The sequence below is a fragment of the Mycobacterium sp. genome, from assembly GCF_046091765.1.
In the GTDB taxonomy this organism is placed as follows: Bacteria; Actinomycetota; Actinomycetes; order Mycobacteriales; family Mycobacteriaceae; genus Mycobacterium.
Genome location: NZ_JBJTCF010000037.1, coordinates 20,988 through 31,738, shown reverse-complemented (window position 1 = coordinate 31,738; position 10,751 = coordinate 20,988). Strand labels below are relative to the sequence as shown.

The window sequence follows — 10,751 nt, the reverse complement described above, 5'->3', positions numbered from 1 at the left end:
CGGCGTCTCGGCGGCGAAGTTCAAGCAGGGCGACGCGGTTCTGCTCTGACCGGCGGATCACTCCGCGACGATCTCGCCCCCGCGCACCGTCACCGCGCGTGCGGTCAACGGCTCGGTTGCCGGTCCGCGGGTCACCTGTCCGTTCAGATCGAAGCGACTGCCGTGGCAGGCGCAGACGATCGAGCCGTTGGTGACCTCGCTGAGCAGACATCCGGAGTGCGTGCACCGCGCCACGAAGCCTTTGAACTCACCCGGGCGGGGCTGGGTCAGCACGGTCTCCGCGACGATGATCCCGCCGCCCTCGGGGACTGTGGCGGTCGGGGCGAGCGGCTGGCCGGCCGCCGCCGGGGCAGCACCGCCCTGGCCGGTCTTGGCGCAGCCGGCCAGGGGGACGACGGCTGCGCTGATGATCAGTTGGCGGCGGGGAAGGCGCATGACACCCAGGGTAAGTCTTCCGGTGGCAGTGCCGGGGGTAAGTTGTGAGGTGCTGTGAATTTCGACAACAAGATGGAGAGCACCCCCGCGCTTCGGGTGTCCGACGCCGACCGCAATGGAACGCTGCGGCGGCTGCACAACGCCGTCGCGCTCGGCCTGATCGACATCGACGAATTCGAGGAACGCTCGGCCCAGGTGTCGATGGCTCGCCAGCCCACGGACCTGGAAGCGCTCGTCGAAGACCTGCCGGGGCCCGGTGCCATCGCCACGACGGCGGCCGACCGGCTCGAGTTGCGCGGCTGGCTGGGTTCGCTGCGCCGTCACGGCGAGTGGACGGTGCCGACGCGCCTGGCGCTGGTGCGTCGGGTGGGGTCGGTCCACCTGGATCTGACCAGCGCGCGCTTTGCCGGTCCGGTGGTGGTGATCGAACTGGACATGGTCCGCGGGTCGCTGGACATCCGGCTGCCCGAGGGCGCGAGTGTCTCGGTCGACGATGTCGTCGTCTACGGCGGAAGCGCGCGTGACCGACGTCGGGATCCGCCGGCCGAGGGCAAGCCCCATGTGGTGATCACCGGCCGGGTGGTCCTGGGATCGGTCAGCGTCCGCGGGCCGAAGCGGCCGCTGCTGCGCCGCCACTAGTCTGGACCCATGTCCGTGCGCAGCCCGCTGTGTCCCGGGGTCCTTTCACCGACCAGGCCGGTGCCCAAATCGATCGAACGCCCGGAATACGTCGGCCGGGCCACCGCGCGGGAGGGCAGCGAACCGTGGGTGCAGAGCCCGGAGGTCATCGAGAAGATGCGCGTCGCCGGGCGCATCGCGGCCGGTGCGCTGGCCGAGGCCGGCCGGGCAGTGGTGCCCGGCGTGACGACCGACGAACTCGACCGGATCGCACACGACTACATGGTCGACCACGGCGCCTACCCCTCCACGCTGGGTTACAAGGGTTACCCGAAGTCCTGCTGCACGTCGCTCAATGAGGTCATCTGCCACGGCATCCCGGATTCGACGATCATCGCCGACGGCGACATCGTCAACATTGATGTCACCGCCTACATCCACGGCGTGCACGGCGACACCAACGCCACCTTTCTGGCCGGCGATGTCAGCGAGGAACACCGACTCCTGGTGGAGCGCACCCGGGAGGCGACGACGCGGGCGATCAACGCCGTCAAGCCGGGTCGTGCTCTGTCGATCGTGGGCCGGGTGATCGAGTCCTACGCGAACCGTTTCGGCTACAGCGTGGTACGCGATTTCACCGGCCACGGAATCGCCACCACTTTCCACAACGGACTGGTGGTGTTGCACTACGACGAACCCAGCGTCGATACCGAACTCGAGACCGGAATGACCTTCACCATCGAACCGATGATCAATCTCGGCACGCTGGACTACGAAATCTGGTCGGACGGCTGGACGGTCGCCACCCGTGATCGCAGGTGGACCGCCCAGTTCGAGCACACCATCCTCGTGACCGCGGACGGTGCCGAGATTCTGACGCCCGTGCCGTGACCGGCGGCGCTCTGCTGATCGCCGGCACCACCTCCGATGCCGGGAAGTCCACGGTGGTCGCCGGCCTGTGTCGCCTGCTGGCCCGCAAGGGCATTCGAGTCGCGCCGTTCAAGGCACAGAACATGAGCAACAACTCGGTGGTCGCCGTCGAAGGCGGCGAGATCGGGCGCGCCCAGGGGATGCAGGCCCGCGCCGCGGGTCTGGTGCCGAGCGTGCGGTTCAATCCGATCCTGCTCAAGCCCGGAAGTGACCGGACCTCGCAGTTGGTGGTGCGCGGACGCGCGGTGGGCACGGTCGGGGCCGCGGACTACATCAGGCACCGTGAGCACCTTGCCGGGGTGGTCGCCGAGGAACTTGCCGGGCTGCGCGCGGAGTTCGACGTGGTGCTCTGCGAGGGCGCCGGCTCACCCGCCGAGATCAACCTGCGCGCGACGGATCTGGCGAACATGGGACTGGCCCGGGCTGCGGACATACCCGTCGTGGTGGTCGGGGACATCGACCGCGGGGGAGTGCTGGCCCACCTGTTCGGAACGGTGGCCGTGCTCGATCCGGCGGACCAGGAACTGGTGGCCGGGTTCATCATCAACAAGTTCCGGGGCGACCCGGCGCTGCTGCGCCCCGGGCTCGACGATGTGGCGAGGCGAACCGGCCGGCCCATCTACGGAGTGCTGCCCTACAGCGAGGAACTGTGGCTGGATGCCGAGGACTCGGTGTCGGTGACGGCCCGCACGCTGGTCGGCCGGCCGGGTGATCGGCGGGGGACGCAGTGGTTGCGGGTCGGCGCGCTGCGGCTGCCCAGGATCTCCAACTCCACCGACGTCGAGGCATTGGCCTGCGAACCCGGGGTTCTGGTCAGGTGGGTCACCGACCCCGCCGACCTGGCCGACGTCGACGTCGTCGTGATCCCCGGGACCAAGGCCACGGCCACCGACCTGGCCTGGCTGCGGGCGGGCGGGCTGGCCGAGGCGGTGCTCGCCCACGCCCGCGCCGGCGGGGTCGTGCTGGGAATCTGCGGCGGGTTCCAGATGCTGTGCCGGCGTATCGAGGACACCGTGGAGAGCGGGTGTGGAACCGTCGAGGGCCTCGGGCTGCTCGACGCCGACATCGAGTTCGCCGCCGACAAGGAAGTACGCCGCTGGGACGGAGCGCTGTGCGGCTACGAGATCCACCACGGCCGCGTGACGCGCTGCGACGAGGAAAGCTGGTTCGAGGCAGGCGGATCCGCGCAGGGCGTGGTGCGGGGCGGCGTGTTCGGCACGCACTGGCACGGACTGCTCGACAATGACGGGTTTCGCCGCCAGTGGCTCGCTGCGGCGGCGGAGCTGACCGGCCGGGGCGGATTCCGGGTTGCCCCGGATGTCAGCGCAGCGGCCCGCCGCGACGCCCAACTCGACCTGATGGCCGACCTGCTGGCCGCTCACCTCGACGTCGAGGCCGTGCTCGCCCTGATCGAGGATGGGCCGCCACGCGGACCGGTCATCACCGCGACGGTGGGCCACCTACCCTGATGCTCGTGCGACGGGCTGGAATCGGTGCGGGCGCGCTGGCGTGCGTGCTGCTCGCCGGGTGCGCGACGACAGTGGCCGGGAGCCCGACCTGGCCGGGTGAGGCGTTGGCGAAGGCCTCGCTGGGCGCTGCGGACTTTCCCCCCGGGGTGCAGTTCGACCGGATCGTCGAGCAACCCGGCCAACCCGACGGCGCCGACGGCCCGGGTCCGCTGCTCTCCCGACCGGAGGGCTGCTCCAACGCCCTGACCAACGTCATCGCCACATCGGCCCAACGCGGACCCGGCAGTGCCGCGAAGTACGTCGCGGCCTACGACGGAGCGCGGATCGTGATGACGCTGTTGTCGTGGAACCTCGACTTGGACAAGCTGCGCGCCGCCGGCAGCCGCTGCGCCCGGTTTGAGGCGTTCTTCTCGCCGGACTCCCAGAGCATCCCGATCACCACCACCGAGATCTCCGGGTCGGCCGACTCCGGCCTCGAACCCGAGGCGCTGGCGTATCGACAGACGATGGAACTCAACGCCACGACCAGCAGCGTCTACATGGCCTTCCAGAACGTCGGGGGCCGCGCCGTCTTCGGGGTCGCGTTCCCCGAACCCAACCCCGCGATCCCGGTTCAGGCATCCCTGCCGCAGACCTTTCTGGAGGTGTTCACCCGTCAGATCGCGCGGATCCGTTCTACCTGAGCAGTGCCTGAGAGGGCAGGTAGAAACCGGTTCCGGGCGTTCTGTCAGGCAGTAGCGTGTGCGGATGCCCGCGACGATGATGACAGTCGACGGCTTCCCGGTCGCACTGAGCGTCGCCGGACCGGACAAGGGCCCCCAGGCCGGACCGCACGTCATCGTGCTGGGTGCGGCCAATCACGCGCCGGCTTCCTACGACAGTCTCTGCCAGCGCCTGCACATCGCGTCGATGCGCACCGTCGTCATCGCCGCCGATCCCCGGCTGCACCCCAAAGCGGTACTGGCCATCCTCGACGCGCTCGACATCCCGTGGGGGGTGCTCGTCGGTGACCGCTTCGGCGCCGAACTGGCCTGGGAGCTCGCCGCGACCAGACCGGAACGCTTCACCGGGCTGGTGGTCATCGACCGAGGGCACCCCGCGGTCGCCGATCCGCACGGGGTGATCCGCGATCCCGACTGCCCACCCGTCGAGATCGACACCACCGCCCTGGTCTCCGGAATCGCGACCCGCGCGGTGGTCAGGGCCAGCCAGCGCCTGGTGCACAGCGACTTCCGGCTCGTCGAGTTCGCCGGCCGGCGCAACGCCGCCGATTCCACCGCTCAGCTCGCCGCCGAGATCGTGCTGCGGACGAGCTTCTGCTGACCGCTCACGCGCCGAGCTGGTCGACCTCGATCTGACGAACCGGCCCGGTGAACCACTTCTTCACCGATGCGTGCCAATACAGATACAGCAGGATCAGCGTGCCCCCGACCAGCAGCGGGGTGTAATTGACGAACTTCCATTCGAAGCTGGGATCCCAGGGCATTCCACCCAGCGAGGTGGGGAACATGGCCACGATCGACGTCACGATGATCTCGGCCAGCGCCAGCGGGGCGATCCAGCGGTGGTGGCCGCGCAGGTTCCAGGTGCCGACGGTGAAGGAGTCACCGGCCTTCCAGCGGTAGTAGATCGGCACGGCGAAGCACAGGTACAGACCCACCACTCCGATCGACACCACCGCGAAGAACGCGACCGGTACCGGTGCACCGTTGATGTCCACCTCGACCAGGGCCGGCAGCGTGATCACCGCGGCGATCGCCGCGGTGACGACGACGGCGTTGGCGGGGACCCTGTTGGCGTTGACCGCCGACCACAACCGGTGACCGGGGACCGCGCGGTCGCGGCTGAAGGCGAACAGCATTCGCGAAGCGCTGGTCTGGCAGGCCGTGGTGCAGAACAACTGCCCGGCGGTGGAGATGAACAGCACCACCCCGGCCCATTTGGCGCTGAGCGCCTGGCTGAAGATCGCCGCGACCGCGCCACCTGCCTTGGACACCCCGTCGGCGTCCTGGACGGCGAACAGGAACGCCAGCAACAGGACCCACCCGCCGATCGCGGAGTAGAAGATCGAGCGCCAGATGCCCTTGGCGGCGGCGTTGGCCGCGCTCCTGGTTTCTTCGGAAAGGTGGGCGGACGCGTCGTATCCGGTGATGGTGTACTGGGTCAGAATCGCGGAGATCGGCAGCACGAACAGCAGCCAGCCCCACCCGGAGGTCTGGCCGCCGAACATTCCGCTGTTGTTGACCGTCCGGGCGAACACCTCGCTAAGGCTGGCGTGGCGCTCGGGCACCAGGACCAGGATTGCGATCACCGTGGCGGCACCCGCGACATGCCACCAGACCGAGATGTTGTTGATGACGGCGAGCAGGTGGCTGGAGAAGATGTTGATCAGCGCCACCACGGCCAGGATCGCCAGGAACATCACGAAGACCCGCTGCAGGCTGTAGCCCGCCAGCCAATCCTCGCTGAGGGTCCCCAGCGTCAGATCGAGAAACGTCGCGCTGCCGTAGGCGACCGAGGCGAGGATCGCGATAAGCCCGATGAGGTTGAGCCAGCCGGTGAAGAAGCCGGCTTTCGGTCCTCCGAGTTTGGCTGCCCACCAGTAGATTCCGCCCGACGTCGGGAACGCAGAGACCAGTTCGGACATGCACAGTCCCACCAGCAGGATGAAGACCGACAGGATGGGCCAGCCCCAGGCGATAGCGGCCGGACCGCCGTTGTTCCACCCCAGGCCGAAGGAGGTGAAGCAGCCCGCGAGGATGGAGATGATCGAGAAGGAGATGGCGAAGTTGGAGAATCCCGACCACGAGCGCCGCAGTTCCTGGGCGTAGCCCAGCCGGGCCAGGTGGAGTTCATCTTCGTCGAGCAGTTCATGACCCTCGGGCACCGCAGCCTCCTTGCTTGGGACGGCGGTAACACTAGGCTCGCGCGCCGTTCCCGTCCCCGCTTTTCCGGCCTTTCTGGTGTCGGGTGTGTAAATCTTGGACGCGCCGGACACGGGTTCTGACACTGGGGCCTGACACTGGGCCCCTGACCTGAGGGAGAGCATGTGACGCGTGAGAGCGGAGCCCGCCGGCGCGGGTTGCTGACCCCCGGCGAACTCGAACGGTTGATGGCCGCCGGTGAGATCGACACCGTCATCGTCGGCTTCGCCGACATGCAGGGCCGGCTCACCGGGAAAAGGGTGTCTGCCCGGCTGTTCGTCGACGAGGTCGCCCTGAACGGCGCCGAGTGCTGCAACTACCTGCTGGCGGTGGATGTCGACATGAACACCGTCGACGGGTATGCGATGTCGAGCTGGGAGTCCGGGTACGGCGACATGGTGATGCGGCCGGACCTGACGACACTGCGAGTGCTCCCATGGCTGCCGGGCAGTGCCCTGGTGATGGCCGACCTGTTCTGGCATGACGGGTCGATGGTCGCCGCCGCTCCGCGAACAATCCTGCGCACGCAGCTCGACCGCCTGGCCGAGCGGGGACTGGTGGCGCTGGCGGGCACCGAACTGGAGTTCATGGTCTTCGACGACACCTACCGCCAGGCCTGGGCGGCCGGCTACCGGGGACTGACCAAATCCAGCGACTACAACGTCGACTACGCCATCCACGCCTCCACCCGGCTGGAGCCGTTACTGCGCGACATCCGGGTCGGCATGGACGGCGCCGGCATGTACTGCGAAGGCGTCAAGGGCGAGTGCAACCTCGGCCAGCAGGAGATCTCGTTCCGCTACGACGACGCCCTGGTCACCTGCGACAACCACACGATTTACAAGAACGGGGCCAAGGAGATCGCCGACCAGCACGGCCAGAGCCTGACCTTCATGGCGAAGTTCGACGAGCGGGAGGGAAACAGCTGTCATATCCATCTCTCCGTGCGCAAAAGCGACGGTGCGGCAGTGTTCGCCGACGCGGGGGATGAGCTCGGGATGTCGGCGACGTTCCGCAGTTTCCTCGCGGGTCAGCTTGCCACGATGCGTGAACTGACCCTCTTCTACGCGCCGAACATCAACTCCTACAAACGCTTCGCCGAAGGCAGCTTTGCGCCGACCGCGATAGCCTGGGGCCTGGACAACAGGACCTGCGCGATTCGTGTGGTCGGCCACGGCCACTCCCTGCGGATGGAGTGCCGCGCGCCCGGCGGTGACGTCAACCAGTACCTGGCAGTGGCGGCTCTGATAGCCGGAGGTCTGTACGGCATCGACAACGCACTCGAACTTCCCGAACCCTGCCCGGGAAATGCCTACACCGGCGACGCCCGGCGACTGCCCACCACACTTGCCGAGGCCGCGCTGCTGCTGGAGGGCTCGGTGCTCGCGCGGGCGGCTTTCGGAGACGCAGTCGTCGAGCATTATCTGAACAATGCCCGCGTGGAACTTGCCGCGTTCAACTCCTGCGTCACCGACTGGGAGAAGGTCCGGGGCTTTGAACGGTTCTAAGCCGGTGATCGGCGTCACCACCTACCGTCAGCGCGCTCGCAGCGGAGTCTGGGATGTTCCGGCGAGCTTTCTTCCGGCCGCCTACCTCGACGGCGTCACCCTGGCGGGCGGGATCGTCACGCTGCTGCCGCCGCAGCCGGTCGACCCGGACATCGCCGACCGGGTCCTCGACGGCGTGGACGGATTGCTGATCACCGGCGGTCGCGACCTCGACCCGACTGCCTACGGGCAGGACCGGCATCCGGGAACCGACGAGCCCGCCGGTGACCGCGACGCCTGGGAGTTCGCCCTGCTCCGTACCGCCCTGCGGCGGGGACTGCCGGTGCTGGGAATCTGCCGGGGCGCCCAGGTCCTCAACGTCGCGTTGGGGGGAACGCTGCATCAGCACCTGCCCGACGTGCTGGGCCACCACCGGCACCGAGCGGCCGGGGCGACGTTCTCCGCCGTCGAGGTTCATACCGTGCCCGGGAGCAGACTGGCCGGGCTCATCGGAGACCGCGTCGAGGCGCGGTGCTACCACCACCAGGGGATCGACCGCCTCGGCGAACGGCTGGCGGTGTGCGCCACCGACGCCGACGGGCTGATCGAGGGCATCGAGATACCCGGACCCAATTTCGTGGTGGCCGTGCAGTGGCACCCCGAGGAGACACTCGAGGACGTGCGGTTGTTCGGCGCTCTGGTGGACGCAGCCAGGGAGTACGCCGGGAACGGGTGCGCCCGTGGACGTTGAACTGGTCAACCCGGCTACTGAAGAGGTGCTGCGCACCATCGAACTGGCCGACCAGGAGGCGGTCGACGACGCGGTGGCCCGCGCGGTGGTCGCCCAGCGGGCGTGGGCGGCCCGGCCGCCCGCCGAGCGGGCTGCGGTCCTGCGGGCCTTCGCGGCGATCGTGGACGGGCACGTGGCGGAACTGGCCGCGTTGGAGGTCGCCAACTCCGGGCATCCGATATCGGCGGCCCAGTGGGAAGCCGGCCATGTCCGCGACGTGCTGAACTTCTATTCGGCGGCTCCGGAACGCCTGTCCGGCAGGCAGATTCCCGTTGCGGGCGGCCTCGACGTCACTTTCCACGAGCCGATCGGAGTCATCGGTGTGATCACGCCGTGGAATTTCCCGATGCCGATCGCCTCCTGGGGGTTCGCCCCCGCTCTGGCCGCCGGCAACGCGGTGGTGCTCAAGCCGGCGGAACTCACTCCGCTGAGCACCCTGCGCCTGGGCGAGCTCGCCCTGGAGGCCGGCCTGCCGGCCGACCTCCTGCAGGTGATCCCCGGCCGCGGATCGGTGGTGGGGGAGCGGTTCATCACCCACCCCGGCATCGGCAAGATCGTCTTCACCGGGTCCACCGAGGTGGGCGCGCATGTGATGGCCGGTGCGGCGGCGCGGATCAAGCGGGTCACCCTGGAACTCGGCGGCAAGAGCGCCAACATCATCTTCGATGACTGCGACCTGGAGCGCGCCGCCGCCACCGCACCCTACGGTGTGTTCGACAATGCCGGCCAGGACTGCTGCGCCCGGAGTCGGATCCTGGTGCAGCGCAGTATTTTCGAGCGCTTCATGGAACTGCTCGAGCCCGCGGTGCGCGGGGTCGCCGTCGGTGACCCCGCTGCCCGGTCGACCGAGATGGGGCCGCTGATCTCGCGCAAGCAACTCGAGTCGGTGTCGGCCTACGTGCCCGCCGACGCACCGGTCGCCTTCCGAGGCTCGGCGCCCACCGGGCCCGGCTACTGGTTCCCGCCGACCGTGTTGACACCGGCGCGCACCGACCGCACCGCGACGGAGGAGATCTTCGGCCCCGTGGTGGCGGTGCTGCCGTTCGAGGACGAGGCCGACGCCATCGCCCTGGCCAATGCGACCGACTACGGTCTGTCCGGCTCGATCTGGACTGACAACCTCGCCCGAGCGCTGCGGGTCTCGCGGGCCGTCGAAGCGGGCAACCTGAGCGTCAACTCGCATTCGTCGGTGCGCTACAACACCCCGTTCGGCGGGTTCAAGCGCTCCGGGGTGGGCCGGGAACTGGGACCGGACGCGCCCGAGCACTTCACCGAGACCAAGAACGTCTTCTTCGCGACGGGAGATCCCTGATGGACAGCACAGTCGACCTGACCCGCCGACTGGCAGGCCGGGTGGCCGTCGTCACCGGCGGTGCCGGCGGTATCGGACTCGCCGCCGCGCGCCGGATGCGGGCCGAGGGCGCGACGGTCGTGGTCGGTGACATCGACTCCGATGCCGGGGCCGCCGCCGCCGCCGAACTCGACGGGACCTTCGTCGGCGTCGACGTCTCCGACGAGGCGTCGGTGAACGCTCTGTTCGACACCGCGGCGGCCAGGCACGGGTCGGTGGACATCGCGTTCAACAACGCCGGCATCTCCCCGCCCGACGATGACCTGATCGAGCTCACCGAACTCTCGGCGTGGAAACGCGTCCAGGAGGTCAACCTGACGTCGGTGTACCTGTGCTGCCGCGCAGCGCTGCGCCACATGGTGCCGGCCGGACGGGGCTCGATCATCAACACCGCGTCGTTCGTCGCCGTCATGGGCTCGGCCACCTCGCAGATCTCCTACACCGCGTCGAAGGGCGGAGTGCTGGCGATGTCGCGTGAACTCGGGGTGCAGTTCGCCCGCCAGGGAATCCGGGTCAACGCGCTGTGTCCGGGCCCGGTGAACACCCCGCTGCTGCAGGAGCTGTTCGCCAAGGATCCCGAACGGGCAGCCAGGCGGCTGGTGCACGTCCCGGTGGGCCGTTTCGCCGAGGCGGGCGAAATCGCCGCCGCGGTCGCGTTTCTGGCCAGTGACGACGCATCGTTCATCACCGCGTCGACATTCCTGGTGGACGGCGGGATCAGCGCGGCCTACGTCACCCCGCTGTAGG

The 10,751-nt window shown here is 68.8% G+C and carries 11 protein-coding genes; 9 read left to right on the top strand and 2 right to left on the bottom strand.

Going from position 1 to position 10,751, the window contains the following annotated elements; all coding sequences use genetic code 11:
* Nucleotides 1–57: 57 nt before the first annotated feature.
* Nucleotides 58–435, bottom strand: a complete 378-nt coding sequence (locus ACKOB8_RS03400; protein ID WP_526375642.1) for a Rieske (2Fe-2S) protein — start codon at nucleotides 433–435, stop codon at nucleotides 58–60.
* A 72-nt stretch (nucleotides 436–507) separates the two neighbouring features.
* Between ACKOB8_RS03400 and ACKOB8_RS03395 the strand changes: the two genes are divergently transcribed.
* The 5 genes from ACKOB8_RS03395 to ACKOB8_RS03375 all read left to right on the top strand — a co-directional run bounded on the left by ACKOB8_RS03395 (nucleotide 508) and on the right by ACKOB8_RS03375 (nucleotide 4,775).
* Entirely contained in the window at nucleotides 508–1,074 is a 567-nt protein-coding gene (locus ACKOB8_RS03395; RefSeq protein WP_526375653.1) for a DUF1707 domain-containing protein, read from the top strand.
* 9 nt (nucleotides 1,075–1,083) lie between these two features.
* Entirely contained in the window at nucleotides 1,084–1,944 is an 861-nt protein-coding gene (map, locus tag ACKOB8_RS03390; protein ID WP_526375640.1) for a type I methionyl aminopeptidase, read from the top strand.
* Complete coding sequence (locus ACKOB8_RS03385; protein ID WP_526375638.1) at nucleotides 1,941–3,452, top strand: cobyric acid synthase; 1,512 nt, start codon at nucleotides 1,941–1,943, stop codon at nucleotides 3,450–3,452. The genes map and ACKOB8_RS03385 overlap by 4 nt, the downstream gene beginning before the upstream one ends.
* Nucleotides 3,452–4,135: a hypothetical protein gene (locus tag ACKOB8_RS03380; RefSeq protein WP_526375636.1), complete on the top strand. Its 684-nt coding sequence runs from the start codon at nucleotides 3,452–3,454 to the stop codon at nucleotides 4,133–4,135. The genes ACKOB8_RS03385 and ACKOB8_RS03380 overlap by 1 nt, the downstream gene beginning before the upstream one ends.
* A gap of 64 nt (nucleotides 4,136–4,199) precedes the next feature.
* Nucleotides 4,200–4,775, top strand: a complete 576-nt coding sequence (locus ACKOB8_RS03375; protein ID WP_526375634.1) for an alpha/beta fold hydrolase — start codon at nucleotides 4,200–4,202, stop codon at nucleotides 4,773–4,775.
* 4 nt (nucleotides 4,776–4,779) lie between these two features.
* Here ACKOB8_RS03375 and ACKOB8_RS03370 read toward each other — a convergent pair whose 3' ends face one another.
* Nucleotides 4,780–6,339 (bottom strand): amino acid permease, encoded by a 1,560-nt coding sequence (locus ACKOB8_RS03370; protein WP_526375632.1) that lies wholly within the window; start codon nucleotides 6,337–6,339, stop codon nucleotides 4,780–4,782.
* 225 nt (nucleotides 6,340–6,564) lie between these two features.
* On the opposite strand from ACKOB8_RS03370, the gene ACKOB8_RS03365 reads away from it, so the two are divergent.
* The 4 genes from ACKOB8_RS03365 to ACKOB8_RS03350 are packed head-to-tail and all read left to right on the top strand — an operon-like array spanning nucleotide 6,565 to nucleotide 10,750.
* Nucleotides 6,565–7,884 carry a glutamine synthetase family protein gene (locus ACKOB8_RS03365; RefSeq protein ID WP_526375650.1) on the top strand — a complete coding sequence of 440 codons (1,320 nt, stop codon included), beginning with the start codon at nucleotides 6,565–6,567 and terminating at the stop codon, nucleotides 7,882–7,884.
* Nucleotides 7,808–8,614, top strand: a complete 807-nt coding sequence (locus ACKOB8_RS03360; protein WP_526375630.1) for a gamma-glutamyl-gamma-aminobutyrate hydrolase family protein — start codon at nucleotides 7,808–7,810, stop codon at nucleotides 8,612–8,614. The genes ACKOB8_RS03365 and ACKOB8_RS03360 overlap by 77 nt, the downstream gene beginning before the upstream one ends.
* Nucleotides 8,604–9,965 (top strand): aldehyde dehydrogenase family protein, encoded by a 1,362-nt coding sequence (locus ACKOB8_RS03355; protein ID WP_526375628.1) that lies wholly within the window; start codon nucleotides 8,604–8,606, stop codon nucleotides 9,963–9,965. The genes ACKOB8_RS03360 and ACKOB8_RS03355 overlap by 11 nt, the downstream gene beginning before the upstream one ends.
* The gene (locus tag ACKOB8_RS03350) at nucleotides 9,965–10,750 is read left to right on the top strand and encodes a 3-oxoacyl-ACP reductase (protein WP_526375626.1); all 786 of its coding nucleotides are present in this window, start codon (nucleotides 9,965–9,967) and stop codon (nucleotides 10,748–10,750) included. The genes ACKOB8_RS03355 and ACKOB8_RS03350 overlap by 1 nt, the downstream gene beginning before the upstream one ends.
* Nucleotide 10,751: the final 1 nt, after the last annotated feature.

Excerpts from the sequence above, each read along its gene's own strand:
- ACKOB8_RS03400 (WP_526375642.1), bottom strand. The coding sequence starts at position 435 with ATGCGCCTTCCCCGCCGCCAACTGATCATCAGCGCAGCCGTCGTCCCC.
- ACKOB8_RS03395 (WP_526375653.1), top strand. The coding sequence starts at position 508 with ATGGAGAGCACCCCCGCGCTTCGGGTGTCCGACGCCGACCGCAATGGA.
- map (WP_526375640.1), top strand. The coding sequence starts at position 1,084 with ATGTCCGTGCGCAGCCCGCTGTGTCCCGGGGTCCTTTCACCGACCAGG.
- ACKOB8_RS03380 (WP_526375636.1), top strand. The coding sequence starts at position 3,452 with ATGCTCGTGCGACGGGCTGGAATCGGTGCGGGCGCGCTGGCGTGCGTG.
- ACKOB8_RS03375 (WP_526375634.1), top strand. The coding sequence starts at position 4,200 with ATGCCCGCGACGATGATGACAGTCGACGGCTTCCCGGTCGCACTGAGC.
- ACKOB8_RS03365 (WP_526375650.1), top strand. The coding sequence starts at position 6,565 with ATGGCCGCCGGTGAGATCGACACCGTCATCGTCGGCTTCGCCGACATG.
- ACKOB8_RS03360 (WP_526375630.1), top strand. The coding sequence starts at position 7,808 with ATGCCCGCGTGGAACTTGCCGCGTTCAACTCCTGCGTCACCGACTGGG.
- ACKOB8_RS03350 (WP_526375626.1), top strand. The coding sequence starts at position 9,965 with ATGGACAGCACAGTCGACCTGACCCGCCGACTGGCAGGCCGGGTGGCC.